Source organism: Micromonospora sp. NPDC005291, from assembly GCF_040607415.1.
Lineage (GTDB): Bacteria > Actinomycetota > Actinomycetes > Mycobacteriales > Micromonosporaceae > Micromonospora.
The window spans coordinates 383,572-401,715 of the sequence record NZ_JBEXGR010000003.1; the positions used below are offsets into that span (position 1 = coordinate 383,572).

The window sequence follows — 18,144 nt, forward strand, 5'->3', positions numbered from 1 at the left end:
GCCCCACCCCCCCACCCCGTTGATCTAGGGCATATCGTCGCGAGCTGATCTCCGATCACAGCGATTTGCCCTAGATCAACGGGGCGAGCGGGGGGCACGGCGGGGCACGGCGGGCGGGGCCCGGGGGGGGGGTTACGGCTTTGGGGGGGTGGCGGTGCGGACCTGCTCGGCGATCCTCTCGGCTACCTCGCGGGCGGTCGCCTCGGTGGCTGCCTCGACCATCACGCGGACCAGCGGCTCGGTGCCCGACGGGCGCAGCAGCACCCGGCCAGTCTCGCCCAGCTGCGCCTCGGCTCGCTCGACCTCGGCGCGCACGGCCGGCGCGTTGGCACCGATGGTCCGGTCGCCGACCGGCACGTTGATCAGCACCTGGGGCAGCTTGGTGACCACTGAGGCCAACTCGGCGAGGGTCTGGCCGGTGGCCGCCATCCGGGCCATCAGGTGCAGGCCGGTGAGCACCCCGTCGCCGGTGGTGGCGTGGGCGGGCATGACGATGTGGCCGCTCTGCTCGCCGCCGAGGGCCAGCCCGGAGGCACGCAGAGCCTCCAGGACGTACCGGTCGCCGACCTTGGTCTCGATCAGCCGGATGCCCTGCGCGGACATGGCCAGCCGCAGGCCGAGGTTGCTCATCACGGTCGCGACCAGGGTGTCCTGGGTGAGGGTGCCGGCATCCCGCATGGCCAGCGCGAGGATCGCCATCACCTGGTCGCCGTCGACCTCGTCACCGTCGGCGGTGACCGCCACGATGCGGTCGGCGTCACCGTCGTGGGCGATGCCCAGGTGGGCGCCGTGTTCCACGACGGCCTCGCGCAGCGCCTCGATGTGGTTGGAGCCGCAGTCGTCGTTGATGTTCAGGCCGTCCGGCTCGGCGTGGATCGCGACGACCTCCGCGCCGGCTTCCCGGTAGGCGACCGGTGCGACCTCGGAGGCGGCGCCGTTGGCGCAGTCGACCACGACCTTGATCCCGTCGAGCCGGTGCGGCACGGCACCGACCAGGTGCTGGACGTAGTGGTCCGCGCCGTCGAGCAGGTCGTGCACACGGCCGATGCCGGCGCCGATCGGCCGGTCCCAGGCGGTGGTGGCGTTCGTCTCGACGGCCGCCTCGATCTGCAACTCGATCTCGTCGGGCAACTTGTGCCCGCCGGCGGCGAAGAGCTTGATGCCGTTGTCCGGCATCGGGTTGTGCGACGCCGAGAGCACCACACCGAGGTCGGCCTTGGCCTCTGCGGTGAGGTATGCCACCGCGGGGGTGGGCAGGACGCCCACCCGCACCACGTCGGCGCCGGCGCTGGTCAGCCCGGCCACCACGGCCGCCTCCAGCATCTCGCCGCTGGCCCGGGTGTCCCGGCCGACCACGGCGAGCGGCGGATGGCTGCGATCCGTCTCGGCGAGCGTGTGCGCGGCTGCCACGGCCAGCGCGAGCGCCAGCTCGGGAGTGAGATCCGCGTTTGCCCGCCCGCGTACGCCGTCCGTGCCGAACAACCGACCCATACTCGCCAACCTCCGATGCGCACTGCCGATGAGGAGAAAGCGAAACGGCCGGCCACCTCCCCGGTCGAGGGGAGGCGGACCGGCCGTCCGTCAGAAGTACAACGCGCTGGTGAAGATCAGCGCTTCGAGTACTGAGGAGCCTTACGGGCCTTCTTGAGGCCGTACTTCTTGCTCTCCTTGACCCGGGCGTCCCGGGTGAGGAAGCCGGCCTTCTTCAGGGCCGGGCGGTCATCGGGATCATTGATGATCAGCGCCCGGGCGATGCCCAGCCGAAGCGCACCGGCCTGGCCGGTGGTGCCGCCGCCACGCAGGTTGGCGATGACGTCGAACATCTCGGGCTTCTCGGCGGTCACCAGCGGGTCCTTGATCAGCTGCTGGTGCACCTTGCTCGGGAAGTACGCCTCGAGGTCCTGGCCGTTGCAGGTGATCTTGCCGGTACCCGGCACGATACGGACCCGGACGATGGCTTCCTTGCGCCGACCCACGGTCTGGATCGGGCGGTCACCACGCGGCGCGCGGGCGACGGGCGCCGGCGCCTCGGTGACCTCGGGAGCCTCGGTGGCCTCGGGAGCGACGGGGGCGACCTCGGTCTCGGTGATGTCGGTCATGCTGCTTCCTTCGCCCGCGCTCACTGCGCGATCTGCTTGATCTCGAACGGCACCGGCTGCTGCGCGAGGTGCGGGTGCTCGGCGCCGGCGTAGACCTTCAGCTTCTTGATCAGCTGACGGCCGAGCTTGTTGTGCGGGAGCATCCCCTTCACAGCCATCTCGATGGCCCGCTCCGGGCGCTTGGTCAGCAGCTCGTCGTAGCCGATCTGCTTCAGACCACCCGGGTAACCGGAGTGGCGGTAGGCGATCTTGGTCTGGCGCTTGTTGCCGGTCAACGCAACCTTGCCCGCGTTCACGATGACGACGAAGTCGCCCGTGTCGACGTGCGGCGCGAAAGTCGGCTTGTGCTTACCACGCAGCAACGTGGCGGCGTGGGTGGCCAGGCGGCCCAGCACGACATCAGAGGCGTCGATGACGTGCCACTGACGCTCGATCTCACCCGGCTTCGGGCTGTACGTACGCACAGGTCTACCTTGTCTCGTCGTCGGTCTGGGGTCGCGCGCCGAGGTGACCAGATCTTGCAGGCCGGACCAGCGCGCACGAACGACCAAGCGTACCTGATGGGGCACGCCTCTGGATGTCGTACAACAGCAGGCAACGATACCCGGCGCCCCGTCCGCAGGTCAAAACGGGGGTACGGTCCAGCGCGGCGACGCACCGGCCGTGGCACAGCTCACACGCCGGCGAGTCGTTCGACCCGTGGGCGACGGTAGACGACCCAGGTGACGGCGAAACACAACGCGTACCAGCCGATGAAGGCCAGGTAGGCGGCATCGGCGTTGCCGGAGCCGAGGAAAGACTGGCGGAACGCGATGTTGACCAGCACCCCGCCGAAGGCGCCGATCGCACCCGCGATGCCGATCAACGCGCCGGTCATGCGCCGCGCCCAACGCGCGGCGGCCTCCGGGTCGCGACGGCCGGCGGCCACCGCGTCCGCGGCCCGGGCCCGGAAGATCGCCGGGATCATCTTGTACGTGGAGCCGTTGCCGATGCCGGAGAAGACGAAGAGGGCGAGAAACCCGGCCAGGTAGAGCCCGAACGAGCGCTCCCGGGCCGCGTACAGCACGACGCACGCGCCGGCCGCCATCGCCACGAAGTTCCAGAAGGTCACCCGGGCCCCGCCCAACCGGTCGGCGAGGTGCCCGCCCAGCGGCCGGATCAGCGAGCCGACCAGCGGGCCGAGGAAGGTCAGCCAGGCGGCGTCGACCGGGGTGGGGAACCGCTCGGCGAACTGGAGCTGGAGCACCTGGCCGAAGGCGAAACCGAACCCGATGAACGAGCCGAAGGTGCCGATGTAGAGCAGCGACATGGCCCAGGTGTGCGGGTCGCGGGCCGCCTCGCGCAGCGCGCCCGGCTCGTTGCGCGCCCCGGGCACCGTGTCCAACCAGCGGGCCGCCGCCAGCGCGGCCAGCACGATCAGCGGCAGGTAGACCGCCGGCACCAGGCGGGGGTACGCGGCGCCGGCGGTCGCGAGGACCGCCAGCCCGACCAACTGCACCGCGGGTACGCCCAGATTGCCGCCGCCCGCGTTGAGCCCGAGGGCCCGGCCCTTGAGCCGAGACGGGTAGAACAGGTTGATGTTCGCCATCGAGGAGGCGAAGTTGCCGCCACCGACCCCGGTGAGGCAGGCGAGCACCATCAGCGTGGAGTAGGACACCCCGGGTTCCAGCAGCACCGTCATCGGCACCGTGGGCACCAGCAGCAGCAGTGCGCTGACGATCGTCCAGCGGCGGCCGCCGAAGCGGGCCACCGCCAGCGTGTACGGCAGCCTCAGCATCGCACCGAGCGCGGCCGGCACGGCGGTGAGCAGGAACTTCCCGGCCGGATCGATGCCGTACGCGGGGCCGAGGAAGAGCACGGTGACCGACCAGAGGCTCCACACCGAGAAGCCGACGTGCTCGGCGAAGATCGAGACCCAGAGGTTGCGCCGGGCGATCGGCGCACCCGTCGCCTGCCAGAAGTCGGGATCCTCGGGACGCCAGTCGTCGAGCCGGCGCCCACGCCCGGTGGCGGCCGACGGCCCGGCGGTGACTGCGGTGCTGGTGAGCGTGCTCACGGCGGCTCCCTCTCGTCGATGTGACGAGGGGAAACGCTAGGAACGCCGGGTTACCTGGCAGTGCCCGTCGCGGGTCGGCCCGGAAACGGGGACCGCACCATGGGCCGGTGGCGATGGTGAGCACGCCGCCCGGCCCACGGTCAGAGCTGCTGGAGGATGCGCAGCGCGCGGCCGACCCGGAGCATGGTGTCGGTGTCGGCGACGTCCACGCAGTCGGTGAACCACTTCTTCATCGGCGAGGAGATGCGGTCGGGCATCACCACGTACCGGCCCATCGCCACGGCGAGCGGTGAGTCGCGCAGCAGCGACTCCTCGACAACCTCGACCACGATCACGATGGGCACGTCGGTGGAGTTGTAGACGTCTGAGCTGATCACGAGCCCGAGGCGTTCCCGGGCGCCCTCGATGCGCCAGACCTCTCCCCTACGCAGCACGCGGCCGTCCGCCGGAGAGCAGGTCGTTGACCATGCCCACCTCGCGGGCGTCGGCGAGGGCGGCGGACTCCAGGTCCAGACCGGCACGGCCCACGGCGGCGGCGTGCGCGGTGAAGACCTCGCGCAGCGCCTTCTCCCGGGCGGCCTGGTCCATCCACGCCGAGAGCGACAGCCCCTCGCGTTTGGCGAACCGCCGGGCCTCCTCGATTGTCTCGTCGGTGAACGACAGAGTCACCTTGGCAGTCATGCCGCTGAGACTACCCATCGGTATGACCGTCAGTCATCCACGCTTCCGCCGGCTCGCCCTCCGGCGTCGAAACGCACATTCCGGCTGTCTTCAACGGGCCAGCCCACCGAACACCGCGAAGCGCCACTCCTTGAAATAGCAGTCGACGTCGGTCAGGCCCGCCTCGGTGAGCCAGCGGCACTGGTCTCCGACGGTCGCCGGCCGGTCGTGCCGCATCCGCTCCCGGGCCGCCGCGATCTCCTCCGGGGGCGAGCCGAGCTCGGTGATCCGCGCCGTCCACACCTCGTCGTAACGCCGGTCGAGCGCCGATGTCGGGCCGGCGACCTGCTCGGCGTTGACGAACACCCCGCCGGGCGCCAGCGCCCCGGCGGCCCGCCGGTAGAGCGCCCGCTTACCGGCGTCGTCCAGGTGGTGGATCGCCAACGCGCTGACCACCGCGTCGTATCGGCCGGGCGGCAGCGGGTCGACCAGGTCGGCCCGGATCGTCCGGTGCGGCACGGATCGGACGTCCAACTGGTCGGCGGCGCGGGCGAGCATCGCCGGCGCCGCGTCCACCAGGGTCAGCCGCACCCCCGGCACCGCGGCGGAGAGCAGCAGCGAGAGCAGGCCGGTGCCCGCGCCCAGGTCCAACACCTCGGGGGTACGACCGGCAGCCAGCGCGGCGCGCAGTGGAGGCGCTGCCACCTCGACCGCGGTGCCGTAGAAGGCGTCGAAGCAGGGCACGAGCCGGCGACGGGCCTCGTCGTAGGTGCCGGCCACCGCGTCGAAGACGTCCGCGACAGTCATCGCAACTCCCAAATATCGAGACAGATTTCCCAAATAATAGACCGCCTGTGAGTGTGCGGCCCTCCGACGACCGGTCGATTGCTGAGTCCGGTCGGATGCCCCTGTGCGGTGTGAGCCCCACTTGACAGGACCGAAACAGAAGGGACCCGGGCTGGAAACTGCCCGACGGCACGCTTTCCCGACATGACAGACGGTGCGTGGTCGGCAACTCGACCGGGGCGGGCGCCCCGGGAGGTGGCGACGCACTGCCCGTACTGCGCGCTCCAGTGCGGCATGGCGCTGCGCGAGGACGACACCGGGGTGACGGTCCACCCCCGCCAGTTCCCCACCAATCGGGGCGGGCTCTGTCAGAAGGGTTGGACCGCGGCCGAGCTGCTCGACCACCCGGAGCGGCTGACCACCCCGCTGGTGCGCGATCCGGCCACCGGTGAGCTGCACGCGGCGAGCTGGGATGCCGCGCTTGATCGGGTCGTCGCCGGCATCCGCGCCGTGCAGGACGACGCCGGCCGGGACGCGGTCGCCGTCTTCGGCGGCGGTGGCCTGACCAACGAGAAGGCGTACGCGTTGGGAAAGTTCGCCCGGATCGGGCTGCGCACGCGGCACATCGACTACAACGGACGGTTCTGCATGTCCTCCGCGGCAGCCGCCGGTATGCGCGCCTTCGGCATCGACCGGGGGCTGCCGTTCCCGCTCGCCGACCTGGGCCGGGCCGACACCCTGCTGCTGGTCGGCGCGAACCCGGCGGAGACCATGCCACCGCTGGTGCGCTGGCTCACCGAGCAGCGCCGCAACGGCGGGCGCCTGATCGTCGTCGACCCCCGGGTCACCGCCACCGCCCGCCAGGCCGATCTGCACCTGCAACCACTGCCCGGCACCGACCTCGCGGTGGCCAACGCACTGCTGCAGATCGCACTCACCGAGGGTTGGGTCGACCGGGCGTACGTGGCCGATCGCACCACCGGATTCGAGGCGGTCCGCCGCACCGTCGCCGCCTGGTGGCCGGCCCGCGCGGAGCAGCTCTCCGGGGTGCCGGTGGCCGACCTGGAGGCGACCGCCCGCGCGTTGGGCACCGGCGGACGGGTGATCATCCTGACCGCCCGCGGCGCCGAGCAGCATGCCAAGGGCGTGGACACGGTCACCGCGTACGTCAATCTGGCCCTCGCCCTCGGTCTGCCCGGCCGTGCCGGCTCGGGGTACGGCTGCCTCACCGGCCAGGGCAACGGCCAGGGCGGGCGGGAGCACGGGCAGAAGGCCGACCAACTCCCCGGCTACCGGCGGATCGACGACCCGGCGGCCCGGGAGCACGTCGCGGGGGTCTGGGGGGTGCCGGCCGATGAGCTGCCCGGCCCGGGCGTGCCGGCCTACCAACTGCTCGACTCGCTCGGCACCCCGGACGGCCCCCGGGCGTTGCTGGTGTTCGGCTCCAATCCGGTGGTCTCCGCACCCCGGGCGACCCGGATCGAGGGCCGGTTGCGCGACCTCGACCTACTGGTCGTCGTCGACCTGCTGCTCTCCGAGACGGCCGCGCTGGCGGACGTGGTGCTGCCCACCGCGCAGTGGGCCGAGGAGGACGGCACGATGACCAACCTGGAGGGTCGGGTTCTGCGTCGGCGCGAACTACGCCCGCCCCCGCAAGGCGTCCGGACCGACCTGGCCATCATCTCCGACCTCGCGGCCCGGCTGGCCGCCGCCGAGCCGGCGGGCGACAGCCTGGCGGGCGCCACCGCTGCGGCTCGGTTCCCAGCTGACCCGGCCGCCGTCTTCGCCGAGCTGCGCCGCGCCTCCGCTGGCGGGGCCGCCGACTACGCCGGCATCAGCTGGGATCGGATCGACGCCGCCGACGGCGTCTACTGGCCCTGCCCGACCGAGGACGGGCCGGACACGCCACGCCTCTTCGCCGACCGGTTCGCCACCCCGGACGGTCGGGCCCGGTTCCACCCCGTCGACCACCGACCGGCCGCCGAGGAGGTCTGCGCCGCGTACCCGCTGCATTTCACCACCGGCCGGGTGTTGGCGCAGTACCAGTCCGGCACTCAGACCCGCCGGGTGGGCGCGCTGCGCCGCGCCGCCCCGGAGGCATTCGTCGAGCTGCACCCCGACCTGGCCGCCCGGCTGGGCATCGACGACGGCGACCCGGTGCGGGTCACCTCGCGCCGAGGTGAGTTACGCGCTCCGGCCCGGCTCAGCGCCGGGATCCGGCCGGACACCGTGTTCGCCCCGTTCCACTACGCGGGGCCGGGCCGGGCAAACTCGGTGACCAACGACGCCGTGGACCCGATCTCCGGGATGCCCGAATTCAAGATCTGCGCCGTCCGGGTGGAGAAGGCATGACCGCCCGGGTGGTGATCGTCGGAAACGGCATGGCGGGCGCCCGCCTCGCCGGCGAGCTGCACGCTCGGGCAGGGGACCGGAAGGTCACGGTGCTCGGGGCGGAGCCGCACCGCGCGTACAACCGGATCCTGCTCTCCACACTGCTGGGCGGCCGGATCGACGAACCGGACGTGGAGCTGACCGAGGCCGCCGGGCACGGCATCGACCTGCGCACCGGCGTACCGGTGACCGCGGTCGACCGGTCCGCCCGGGAGGTCCGCACCGACGACGGCGAACGGATCTCCTACGACCACCTGGTGCTGGCTACCGGCGCCCGGGCGGTGGTGCCGCCACTGCCCGGCCTCGACCCGGCCGACCTGCCGGAGCGGGTGATCCCCTTCCGGACCCTGGACGACTGCCGACGGATCCTCGCCGCGGCGAACGGCGCACGCAGCGCGCTGGTCCTCGGCGGCGGGCTGCTCGGTCTGGAGGCCGCCCGAGGGCTGTCCGCCCGGGGTCTGGCCACCACCGTGGTGCACCCGAGGGGGCACCTGATGGAACGGCAGCTCGACCCGACGGCCGGTGCGGTGCTCGCCGGCACACTCGCCGGGCTCGGCGTCACCATTCAACTGGCGGTGCCGGCGACCGGCGTGGCCGCGGACTCCACCGGTGTTCGACTCGACCTGGCCGACGGCCGATCGCTGCGCGCCGACCTGCTGGTCCTCTCCTGCGGCGTACGCCCGGACACCGCCCTCGCGCAGGCCGCCGGGCTGACCGTGCGGCGCGGCGTGGTGGTGGACGACCGGCTCCGCACCGACGACCGGTCCATCTCGGCGATCGGCGACTGTGCCGAGCACGACGGCGTCCTCACCGGACTGGTCGCACCCGCCTGGGCGCAGGCCCGGGTACTCGCCGACGTGCTGACCGGGACGGACCCGCTGGCCCGGTACCGGCCCCGGCCGGTGGTGACCCGGCTCAAGGCCGCCGGGATCGACCTGGCCGCGATGGGCGACGCGGTGGGTGGCGGGCCGGGCGAGGAGCTGACCTTCAACGACCCGACCCGGGGCACGTACGCCCGACTGCGGATTCGGGACGAGCGGCTGGTCGGCGCGATCCTGCTCGGCGACAACCCGGCTGTCGGCACCGTGATCCAGCTCTTCGACCGCGGCCACCCGGTGCCGACCGACCGGCGGGCGCTCCTGCTGGGCCGGGCACTCGGCGCGGTCGGTGCGGCTCCGGCCACGTCACCGGCACTGATGCCGGACGCGGCCACGGTCTGCCAGTGCAACACGGTGACCAAGGGCGCGCTGGTACGCAGCTGGCGCTCCGGGGCCCGGACGGTCGATGCGGTGGTGGCGGCGACCCGGGCCGGCACCGGATGCGGTGGTTGCCGGGACGCGGTGGGCGGCATCGTCGACTGGCTCGGCCAAGCGGAATCGGTGGAGGTGACGCGATGAGCGGCGGCGATCTGGTCGTCATCGGCAACGGCATGGTCGGGCAGCGCTTCGTCGACGCGCTGCGCGCCCGTGACCCAGAGGGCCGCTGGCGGGTGACCGTGCTGGCCGAGGAGGGACGTCCGGCGTACGACCGGGTGCGACTCTCGGCGTACTTCGACGGGGTTAGTGAGAGCGAGCTCAACCTCCACACTCCGCATGACGGGGTGCGGCTGCGTCTGGGCGAGCCGGCTACCGCCGTCGACCGGGCCAGGCAGGTGGTGACCACCGCCGTTGGCGAGTACCGCTACGACATGCTGGTGCTGGCCACCGGGTCGTACGCGTTCGTGCCGCCGGTGCCCGGCGTGGAGCTGCCGGGGGTCTTCGTCTACCGGACCCTGGACGACCTGGCGGCGATCCGGGCGTATGCGCGGGGCCGGCGGGTCGGCGCGGTGATCGGCGGCGGGCTGCTCGGTCTGGAGGCGGCGAACGCCCTGCGGCTGCTCGGCCTGAGCACCGACGTGGTCGAGTTCGCGCCCCGGTTGATGCCGGTGCAGGTGGACCAGGCCGGCGGGGCGATGCTGCGCCGCTACGTCGACGAACTGGGCGTACGGACCCATCTCGGGGTGGCGACCACCGCGATCCGCCCCGGCCCGGACGGCGGCGTCGCAGCCCTGGAACTCTCCGACGGTGGTGTCATCGACACCGATCTGGTGGTGGTGGCCGCCGGCATCCGGCCTCGGGACCAGCTGGCCCGGGTCGCCGGTCTGCCACTGGGTCCGCGCGGCGGGGTGCTGGTCGACGCGACCTGCCGCAGCGCCGACGAACGGATCTGGGCGATCGGTGAGTGCGCGGCGGTCGACGGCACCTGCCACGGCCTGGTGGCACCGGGGTACGCGACGGCCGAGGTGGTGGCCGACCGGTTGGTTGGCGGCGCGGCGACCTTCCCGGGTGCGGACACCGCCACCAAGCTCAAGCTGCTCGGCGTCGACGTGGCCTCGTTCGGCGACGCGCACGGCACGACCCCGGGCTGCCTGGACGTCACGTTCACCGACCCGGCCACCCGGGTCTACGCGAAGCTGGTCCTCTCCGACGACGCGCACACCCTGCTCGGCGGGGTGCTGGTCGGTGACGCCAGCGCGTACCCGACGTTGCGGGCCAGCGTGGGTGGCCCGCTGCCGGCCGCGCCGCTGGCGCTGCTCGCCCCGGACGGCGGCGGCGCGGACGCCGGGGCGCTGCCCGCCGCCGCCCAGGTCTGCTCCTGCAACGCGGTGACCCGCGGCGATGTAGACGCCGCCATCGCCGAGGGCTGCACCGACGTGCCGGCGTTGAAGGCGTGTACCAGGGCCGGCACCAGCTGCGGTTCCTGTGTTCCGACGCTGAAGCAGCTCCTGGACGCGGCCGGGGTGACGCAGTCCAGCGCGCTCTGCGAGCACTTCGACGTCAGCCGGCGGGAGCTGTTCGAGATCGTCCGGGTGCGCGGCATCCGCACCTTCTCCCGGCTGGTCGCCGAGCACGGCCGGGGGCGCGGCTGCGACATCTGCAAGCCGGTGGTGGCGTCGATCCTCGCGTCGCTGGGCACCGGGCACGTGCTCGACGGTGAGCAGGCGTCGTTGCAGGACACCAACGACCACTTCCTGGCCAACCTGCAACGCGACGGCAGCTACTCGGTGGTGCCCCGCATCCCGGGCGGCGAGATCACCCCGGAGAAGCTGATCGTGATCGGCGAGGTCGCCCGGGACTTCCAGCTCTACACGAAGATCACCGGCGGGCAGCGGATCGATCTGTTCGGGGCGCGGGTGGAGCAGCTGCCCCAGATCTGGCGACGGCTGGTGGACGCCGGCTTCGAGTCCGGCCACGCGTACGGCAAGGCGCTGCGGACCGTGAAGTCCTGCGTCGGCGAGACCTGGTGCCGGTACGGCGTACAGGATTCGGTGGGGTTGGCCGTGACGCTGGAGCTGCGCTATCGAGGGCTGCGCGCTCCCCACAAGATCAAGTCGGCGGTCTCCGGTTGCGCCCGCGAGTGCGCCGAGGCGCGCAGCAAGGACTTCGGCATCATCGCCACCGAGACCGGCTGGAATCTCTACGTCGGTGGCAACGGCGGCTTCCGGCCCCGGCACGCCGACCTGTTCGCCACCGATCTGTCCACCGAGGCGCTGATCTCGCTGATCGACAGATTCTTGATCTACTACATTCGCACCGCCGACCGGCTGCAACGCACGGCCGGCTGGATCGAGGCGATGGACGGTGGCCTCGACCACCTGCGCTCGGTGATCGTCGACGACTCGCTCGGGCTCTGCGCCGAACTGGACGCGGCGATGACCCAGCACGTGGCGTCGTACTCCGACGAGTGGCGCGACGTGCTGGACGACCCGGACCGGCTCCGCCGCTACACCTCCTTCGTCAACGCCCCCGACGTGCCCGACCCGTCGATCACCTTCGCCCGGGAACGCGGCCAGCCGGTGCCGGCGGGTGGCTCTCCGCCGACCCGACCACACCTGGCCGACGGGCACCGCCGGCAACCGGTCACCCTGGGCCTACCGGAGGTACGGCGATGACCCAGACCACCACGCTGAGCTGGATCGCCGTCTGCCCCCTCGACCGGCTCGAACCGGACCGGGGCGTCGCCGCCCTGGTCGACGGGGCGCAGGTCGCCCTCTTCCGGACGGCGGACGGGCTGTTCGCCATCGACAACCGCGATCCGGTCTCCGGGGCGTACGTGCTGTCCCGGGGCATCGTCGGCAGCCGCGGCGGAGTGCCGACGGTCGCGTCACCCCTGCACAAGCAGGTGTACGACCTGCGCAGCGGGCACTGCCTCGACCTGCCGGGGGTGGCCGTGACACGGCACGACGCGCGTTGCCGCGACGGGCTGGTCGAGGTGCGGCTGCGACAGGAGGGTTGATGCGGGAGGAACTGGCCGGCTTCACCATCGGGGTGACCGCCGACCGGCGGCGCGACGAGTTGGCCGCGCTGCTCGAACGGCGGGGCGCCCGGGTGGTGCTCGCTCCGGCGCTACGGATCGTGCCGCTGTCCGACGACACCGAGCTGCGCGAGGCGACCCGCGCCTGCCTCGACCAGCCGCCGGACATCCTGATGGCCAACACCGGCATCGGCATGCGCGGGTGGCTGGAGGCGGCCGAGGGCTGGGGGCTGGCCGAGCCGCTGCGCTCGGTGCTGGCCAGTTCGTACGTGGTGGCGCGGGGCCCGAAGGCACGCGGCGCGATCCGTGCGGCCGGGCTGCACGACCAGTGGTCGCCGGCCTCGGAGAGCTGCGACGAGGTGGTCGATCACCTGCGCCGGCGCGGCGTGGCCGGGCAGGTGATCGCCATGCAGCTGCACGGTGAGCGGCAGCCCGAATGCACACTCGCGCTGGAGGCGGCGGGCGCCACGGTGATCGAGGTGCCGGTCTACCGATGGGCCCCGCCGACCGACCCGGCACCGCTGCACCGACTGATCGACCTGATCGTCGGCCGGCTGGTGGACGCGGTGACGTTCACCTCGGCGCCAGCGGCCGAGGCGCTGCTGCGGGCGGCCGGCGATCGCACCGACTCGGTGCTGTCCGCGTTCCGCGGTGACGTCCTGGCCAGCTGTGTCGGCGCGGTGACCGCCGAGCCGCTGCTGCGGCACGGGGTGCCGGTGAGCGCACCCGCCCGGGCGCGGTTGGGCGCGCTGGTACGGACCATCGTCGACGAGTTGCCCCGCAGGACCGTGACCTTCAAGGCCGGCGGGCACCTGCTCACGCTGCGGGGGCACGCCGCGGTGATCGACGGCGAGCTGCGGCCGCTCGCTCCCGCCCCGATGGCGGTGTTGCGGGCGCTCGCCCAGTCCCCCGGTCGGGTGCTGTCGCGCACGGCGCTGCTGCGGACGCTGCCCCGGGGCGCCGACGAGCACGCGGTGGAGATGGCCGTCGCCCGGCTACGGGCCGGCCTGCGCGCACCCCGCGTCGTACAGACCGTGGTGAAGCGCGGCTACCGGCTCCGCGTCGATTGACGTGTCACGGCCGACCGGTGTGCCGGCCGTGACACGACGGTTCAGCCAACCGGCGTTGGGAAACCGCGCCCCTGCTCGGACTGGAGCCGGAGCATGGCGTGCTCGACCACCGTCACCAGCACCTGCTTGACCGAGTCCCGGTGCCGGGCGTCGGTCATCACCAGCGGCACCTGCGGCGAGATGGCCAGCGCCTCGCGGACCTCGTCCAGCTCGTACTGGGGAGCGCCGTCGAACCGGTTCAGCGCCACCACGTACGGCAGGTTGCGGTTCTCGAAGTAGTCCAGCGGGGCGAACGCGTCAGTGATGCGGCGCGTGTCCACCAGCACCGCGGCACCCACGGCACCCCGGATGATCTCGTCCCACATGAACCAGAACCGGGTCTGACCGGGTGTACCGAAGAGGTACAGGATCAGGTCCTGGGCCATGGTGATACGGCCGAAGTCCATGGCGACCGTGGTGGTCTCCTTGCCCGGCACCTTGGACGGGTCCTCGATGCCGACACCCGCCGCGGTCATCAACGCCTCCGTGGTCAGCGGTGTGATCTCGGAGATCGCCCCGACCAGTGTCGTCTTACCGACGCCGAAGCCGCCCGCGACGACGATCTTCGCGGAGACGATTCCCCGGCCCGGCCGCCCCCCAGCGGGGTCATAGCCTGCGAAGTCCACTTAGCACCCTTCCAAGCAGTTCCATCCGCTCCTCGAACCCCTCGGCGGGAGCAGCAGTGTGTAACATCAGCAGGCTCTCGGCCACCATGTCGGCGACCAACACCCGGGCGACGCCCAGCGGCATCCGGGTGTACGCGGCGATCTCCGCCAGCGACTGTGCTCGGCCCTCGCAGACCGTGGCGATGCGGTGCTTGTCATGCCCTGCGAAGCGGGACTCGGCGACCTGGGTCGGAGACGCGGTGAGGACGGCCTCAAGGGCGATGTCCTGCCGGGGCTCGGTACGACCACGGGTGACCGCGTATGGACGTACCAGCGCTCCGCGCGGGTCAGCGCGTCGTTGGTCCATCCCCGATCACCTCCTCGTCACCTGCGGAGCCGGCGTGTACCGCCTCCCGTCCCTGCCTCGGCGCGCGGTCCAAGCGCCGCCTTCCGGTGCTACGAACGCACCGCGTCCCGCGGCAGCGGCACCAGCGCGGCACCCACCCGCTCGACCAGCAGCGCCATCTCGTAGCCCACCTGGCCCACGTCGCAGCTGCGCGCGGCCAGTACGGCCATCGACGAGCCGTCGCTGATCGACATCAGGAAGAGATACCCGCTGTCCATCTCGATGACTGTCTGCAACACGCCGCCCGCGCTGAACATCCGGGCCGCGCCCTCGGTCAGGCTCACCACGCCGGAGGTGATCGCGGCGAGCTGGTCAGCTCGGTCCCCCGGCAGATCCCGGGAGGACGCGAGCAGCAGCCCGTCGGCGGACACCGCCACCACGTGAGCGATGCCCGCCACGCTGTCGGCGAAGTTGGTGAGCAGCCAACCCATGTCCTGCATGGCAGCTGGCCTGTTCATCGGCTCTCCTTGGTCGAGGTGCTGTTCAGGTCCGTGCCGGCCGTCCGACCACGCTGCACACCACGGTGGTAGGCCGACAACAGACCGCGTACTTCATCAGGGGTCCGCCGGCTGCGGTCCCGACCGCTCTTCTGTTCAATGCCGCCCGGCACGAGCTGTGCCTGCGGCACCCGCTTGGGCAACCCGGAGCGGGTGGTCCCGGCGGGGGCCGGTTCGGCGGCCCGGCTGGCCCGTGACCAGCCCTCGTCCGCCGCCGTCCGCCAGGCCTCGGAATCCCCGGAGGGCGCGTTGGGCGCGGCCGGCGCCGGTCGGGCAGCCGGAGGCGGGGTGTACGACGGCGGGGTCGACGCCCTCGCGCCGAGCCCGCCGGCGGTCGAGGTGCCGCGACCGCCGGTGCCCGGCGTGGTGATGCCGTCGGTGTTGGAGCTGCCCGGGGTACGGGTCGGCAGCTTCGGTCGGGCCGGCGGCGCGGCCGGCACGGACGCGGCACTCGGGTGACCGCCGTTGCCCGTGCGCAGGCCGGCGTCGGCCGGAGCCGCGGTAGTGGCCGGCGGCGGCTCGTCGAACTTGGGCCGGGTGAAGATCGCGGTGGCGTCGTCGCCGTGCGACCGGAACCAGACCGCCTCCATCTCCCGGAAGATCGGCGCCTCGGCGGGGAAGTCGGGCCGGGTGCTGACCGGTGCGGCGGGCACCGACGGCGCGGCAGGTGGTGCCACCGCGCCGGGGCCAGCGACCGGCCCCACCGGCAGACCCGGGGCGCTGCGCCCGTCCGCCGCCTCCGCGGCCGAGCCGCGTCGGGGCAGCGGGTCGATGGTCGGGTAGGCCACGGTCGGGTTGCCCATCGAGGCGCCCAACCCGTTGCCGTACGCGGGCTGCGTCGGCGGAAGCGGCGCGGCGGGTGCCTGGACGGCCGGTGCCGGTGCGGGCGGCGCCGTCGAGCGCATACCGGCGTAGCCGCCCGCCTGCACGGCCGGAGTGGTGTCCCGCGAGTCCAGCGGGGACTGCCACTGGGCGGGTGCCGGCGCGTTGGTCCGCCACTGGTCGGGCAGCGTCGCCGCCGAGGTCGTGGCACCGGCGAACTGCTCGGCGTGGCCGACCGGGGTGAGTGGCGTCTGCTCCACGGCCATCGGCTGGCGCGGCCGGGTGAGCACCTGATCGCGGCCCCGGTTGTTGGGCAGCACCACGGTGGTGGCGGGCAACGTCACCTGGGCGACGGTGCCGCCCTCCACGTTGCGGCGCAGCTCCACCCGGATGCCGTAGCGCACGGCGAGCCGACTCACCACGGCCAGACCCATCAGCCGGAACGCGGCGACGTCGACGCTCGGCGGGGCGGCAAGCCGGCGGTTGAGCGAGTCGAGTTGTTCGTCGGTGAGGCCGAGCCCGCGGTCCTCGATCTGGATCAGCACGTAGTCGCGGATCCGGCGACCGTCGGCGACAACAGTGGTGTTCGGCGGCGAGAACCGGGTGGCGTTGTCGAGCAGTTCGGCGACGAGGCGTACCACGTCGTTGACCGCGTGCGCGGCCACCGAGATGTCGGTGTCCACCGTGCCGAACTCGATGCGGTTGTACAGCTCCACCTCGGACTGGGCGGCGCGCAGCACGTCCACCACCAGAGCGTCCTCGCGCCGCGGTACGGCGGAGTCGGCGCCGGCCAGGACCAGCAGGTTCTCGTCGTTGCGGCGCATTCGGGTGGCCAGGTGGTCCAGCTCGAAGAGCTGCGCGAGCCGCTTCGGGTCCTCCTCGCCGCGCTCGATCGCGTCCAGCTCACCGATCATCCGGTCGACCAGGGCCTGACTACGACGTGCCAGGTTGAGGAACATCGCCGAGACGCTGGTACGCAGCGCGGCCTGCTCGGCCGCGACCCGCACCGCCTCCCGGTGGACGACGTTGAAGGCCAGCGCCACCTGACCGACCTCATCGCGGTTGGTGAGCTGGATCGGGTCCCGGACCTGGCGGACGATCTCTTCCACCTCGCCGTCGCCCACGCTGCCCATGTTCTGCAGCCGCCGCACAGCGTCGGGCAGGTCGTGGTTGGCCACCGAGAGGGCACCCTCACGCAGCCGGCGCAGTGAGTGGTTGAGCGAGCGGGCCAGCACCACGGCCAGCGACACGGCGATGATCAGGGTCAGCAGCACCAGGATCGACTCGACCACGGCCTGCCGGATGACGTCCGAGCGGGCCTGGTCGGCCTGCTCGAGCAGCCGGTCCTGCAGTTGGATCTCGGCCCAGCGCATCAGGTCGTTCACGGCGCCGATGGCAGCGGTGGCGTCCTGCGCGGTGACCAGCGGGCGTTGCCCGACCGAGCGGGTGATGTCGGCGGCCACCCGGTCGGCGAGGCCGACCGCGTCACCGGAGACGGTGCTGTCGACCAGGGCACGTTGCGCCGGGTCGGCGGCCAGGGAGAAGGCGACCAGGGCCTCCTGCTGGCTGGTCAGCGTGGCCACGAAGGAGGAGAACTGCTCCGAGTCGAGCTGGCCCGTCGTCAGCGCGGTGAAGGCGACCGCGTCCTCCTCCGCGACGGCGGCCTTGGCGCGGGCGAAGGCGGAGACCGCGCGGCGGCTGTCCGACAGGCTCTCGTCGCCGGGCAGCTGGGCCAGGCCGTCACCGTAGGAGACCAGGTCGGTGAGGATGACTCCGTAGCGGAGCACCGCCTCGGCGACGGCCATCTGCTGGCTGTCCAACACTTCCTGGCGGGTGCCATCCAGAGTAGACAGATGATCGTCGATGGCGGCCAGCCGGGACCGTAGGGCCGCCGGCGCCTCGCCGATCCGGCCCCGCTCGGCGCGGTACTCGTCCACCTGCTGCTGCGTCCGGCGGACCCGCAGGTTGTACGCGTCAGCTAACTGCTGCTGCGTCCGGCGGACCTGCGGGTTGTTCGCGTCAGCTGACTGCTGCCGAGTGGCAAGGTAGGCGGCTGCGGCCATCCGCTCGGCCTGGAGGTCCTGCGTGAGGGCGCTGACGTCGATGGAGAGGGCCGTCAGCGACCGGGCCCGGGTGGCGTCGATGGCACCCTCGCCGACGGAGATCAGGCGGACCGTGGCAAGCGCGATCACCGCTGCCACCGGGACGACCAGGATCAGCGCCAGCTTGGACCGGATCCGGGCGTCCCGCAGTCGCGGCATCCGTCGGCGCGTAGGCCGACCGCTGTCGCCGAGCGCGGGCAGGGTCGTCGGTCCGGTGCTCACGACATCGCCTCCGTCGTTTCTTCCCCACCTGACCCGCCGAGCCATGCCGTAAGCGGAGGGGACCACGCGCGGCACGGCCGCGATTTCATCAGAGAA

The 18,144-nt window shown here is 72.5% G+C and carries 16 protein-coding genes; 5 read left to right on the forward strand and 11 right to left on the reverse strand.

Annotated elements, in window-relative coordinates:
* Window positions 1-132: 132 nt before the first annotated feature.
* The 7 genes from glmM to ABZT18_RS06255 form a co-directional block, all read right to left on the reverse strand.
* On the reverse strand, window positions 133-1,491 hold the full coding sequence (glmM, locus tag ABZT18_RS06225; protein WP_354995064.1) for a phosphoglucosamine mutase: 1,359 nt from the start codon (window positions 1,489-1,491) through the stop codon (window positions 133-135).
* A 116-nt stretch (window positions 1,492-1,607) separates the two neighbouring features.
* Window positions 1,608-2,099 (reverse strand): 30S ribosomal protein S9, encoded by a 492-nt coding sequence (gene rpsI / locus ABZT18_RS06230; RefSeq protein WP_354995063.1) that lies wholly within the window; start codon window positions 2,097-2,099, stop codon window positions 1,608-1,610.
* A gap of 20 nt (window positions 2,100-2,119) precedes the next feature.
* Entirely contained in the window at window positions 2,120-2,563 is a 444-nt protein-coding gene (gene rplM, locus ABZT18_RS06235) for a 50S ribosomal protein L13 (RefSeq protein ID WP_354995062.1), read from the reverse strand.
* 209 nt (window positions 2,564-2,772) lie between these two features.
* The gene (locus ABZT18_RS06240; protein ID WP_355250656.1) at window positions 2,773-4,155 is read right to left on the reverse strand and encodes a nitrate/nitrite transporter; all 1,383 of its coding nucleotides are present in this window, start codon (window positions 4,153-4,155) and stop codon (window positions 2,773-2,775) included.
* Between the two features lie 140 nt (window positions 4,156-4,295).
* Complete coding sequence (locus ABZT18_RS06245) at window positions 4,296-4,589, reverse strand: hypothetical protein (protein WP_354823974.1); 294 nt, start codon at window positions 4,587-4,589, stop codon at window positions 4,296-4,298.
* A complete protein-coding gene (locus ABZT18_RS06250) occupies window positions 4,579-4,836 on the reverse strand; it encodes a DUF6364 family protein (RefSeq protein WP_088950199.1) in 258 nt (85 codons plus the stop codon). The genes ABZT18_RS06245 and ABZT18_RS06250 overlap by 11 nt, the downstream gene beginning before the upstream one ends.
* 90 nt (window positions 4,837-4,926) lie before the next feature.
* Window positions 4,927-5,622 carry a methyltransferase domain-containing protein gene (locus ABZT18_RS06255; protein ID WP_354995060.1) on the reverse strand — a complete coding sequence of 232 codons (696 nt, stop codon included), beginning with the start codon at window positions 5,620-5,622 and terminating at the stop codon, window positions 4,927-4,929.
* Window positions 5,623-5,805: 183 nt separating this feature from the next.
* On the opposite strand from ABZT18_RS06255, the gene ABZT18_RS06260 reads away from it, so the two are divergent.
* From ABZT18_RS06260 to ABZT18_RS06280, 5 genes are read left to right on the forward strand one after another with little or no spacing between them, the layout of a single operon-like run.
* Entirely contained in the window at window positions 5,806-7,953 is a 2,148-nt protein-coding gene (locus tag ABZT18_RS06260) for a molybdopterin oxidoreductase family protein (protein ID WP_354995059.1), read from the forward strand.
* Entirely contained in the window at window positions 7,950-9,389 is a 1,440-nt protein-coding gene (locus tag ABZT18_RS06265) for an FAD-dependent oxidoreductase (RefSeq protein WP_355250659.1), read from the forward strand. Before ABZT18_RS06260 ends, ABZT18_RS06265 begins: the two co-directional genes overlap by 4 nt.
* The gene (nirB, locus tag ABZT18_RS06270; protein WP_355250662.1) at window positions 9,386-11,923 is read left to right on the forward strand and encodes a nitrite reductase large subunit NirB; all 2,538 of its coding nucleotides are present in this window, start codon (window positions 9,386-9,388) and stop codon (window positions 11,921-11,923) included. Before ABZT18_RS06265 ends, nirB begins: the two co-directional genes overlap by 4 nt.
* Window positions 11,920-12,267: a nitrite reductase small subunit NirD gene (gene nirD / locus ABZT18_RS06275; RefSeq protein WP_355250665.1), complete on the forward strand. Its 348-nt coding sequence runs from the start codon at window positions 11,920-11,922 to the stop codon at window positions 12,265-12,267. Before nirB ends, nirD begins: the two co-directional genes overlap by 4 nt.
* Window positions 12,267-13,355 (forward strand): uroporphyrinogen-III synthase, encoded by a 1,089-nt coding sequence (locus ABZT18_RS06280; RefSeq protein WP_354995055.1) that lies wholly within the window; start codon window positions 12,267-12,269, stop codon window positions 13,353-13,355. Before nirD ends, ABZT18_RS06280 begins: the two co-directional genes overlap by 1 nt.
* A 41-nt stretch (window positions 13,356-13,396) precedes the next feature.
* Here the strand turns inward: ABZT18_RS06280 and ABZT18_RS06285 are convergent, their stop codons facing one another.
* The 4 genes from ABZT18_RS06285 to ABZT18_RS06300 all read right to left on the reverse strand — a co-directional run bounded on the left by ABZT18_RS06285 (window position 13,397) and on the right by ABZT18_RS06300 (window position 18,048).
* Entirely contained in the window at window positions 13,397-14,020 is a 624-nt protein-coding gene (locus ABZT18_RS06285) for an ATP/GTP-binding protein (RefSeq protein WP_355250668.1), read from the reverse strand.
* Window positions 14,001-14,366 carry a DUF742 domain-containing protein gene (locus ABZT18_RS06290; RefSeq protein WP_204942071.1) on the reverse strand — a complete coding sequence of 122 codons (366 nt, stop codon included), beginning with the start codon at window positions 14,364-14,366 and terminating at the stop codon, window positions 14,001-14,003. Before ABZT18_RS06290 ends, ABZT18_RS06285 begins: the two co-directional genes overlap by 20 nt.
* 89 nt (window positions 14,367-14,455) lie before the next feature.
* Window positions 14,456-14,863, reverse strand: coding sequence for a roadblock/LC7 domain-containing protein (locus tag ABZT18_RS06295; protein ID WP_007465177.1), 408 nt, complete (start codon window positions 14,861-14,863; stop codon window positions 14,456-14,458).
* A complete protein-coding gene (locus ABZT18_RS06300; RefSeq protein WP_355250671.1) occupies window positions 14,860-18,048 on the reverse strand; it encodes a sensor histidine kinase in 3,189 nt (1,062 codons plus the stop codon). Before ABZT18_RS06300 ends, ABZT18_RS06295 begins: the two co-directional genes overlap by 4 nt.
* Window positions 18,049-18,144: the final 96 nt, after the last annotated feature.

Bases quoted from the DNA above. Each gene is read 5' to 3' on its own strand.
- glmM (WP_354995064.1), bottom strand. From the start codon at position 1,491: ATGGGTCGGTTGTTCGGCACGGACGGCGTACGCGGGCGGGCAAACGCG.
- rpsI (WP_354995063.1), bottom strand. From the start codon at position 2,099: ATGACCGACATCACCGAGACCGAGGTCGCCCCCGTCGCTCCCGAGGCC.
- ABZT18_RS06250 (WP_088950199.1), bottom strand. From the start codon at position 4,836: ATGACTGCCAAGGTGACTCTGTCGTTCACCGACGAGACAATCGAGGAG.
- ABZT18_RS06255 (WP_354995060.1), bottom strand. From the start codon at position 5,622: ATGACTGTCGCGGACGTCTTCGACGCGGTGGCCGGCACCTACGACGAG.
- ABZT18_RS06260 (WP_354995059.1), top strand. From the start codon at position 5,806: ATGACAGACGGTGCGTGGTCGGCAACTCGACCGGGGCGGGCGCCCCGG.
- ABZT18_RS06265 (WP_355250659.1), top strand. From the start codon at position 7,950: ATGACCGCCCGGGTGGTGATCGTCGGAAACGGCATGGCGGGCGCCCGC.
- nirB (WP_355250662.1), top strand. From the start codon at position 9,386: ATGAGCGGCGGCGATCTGGTCGTCATCGGCAACGGCATGGTCGGGCAG.
- nirD (WP_355250665.1), top strand. From the start codon at position 11,920: ATGACCCAGACCACCACGCTGAGCTGGATCGCCGTCTGCCCCCTCGAC.
- ABZT18_RS06280 (WP_354995055.1), top strand. From the start codon at position 12,267: ATGCGGGAGGAACTGGCCGGCTTCACCATCGGGGTGACCGCCGACCGG.
- ABZT18_RS06290 (WP_204942071.1), bottom strand. From the start codon at position 14,366: ATGGACCAACGACGCGCTGACCCGCGCGGAGCGCTGGTACGTCCATAC.
- ABZT18_RS06295 (WP_007465177.1), bottom strand. From the start codon at position 14,863: ATGAACAGGCCAGCTGCCATGCAGGACATGGGTTGGCTGCTCACCAAC.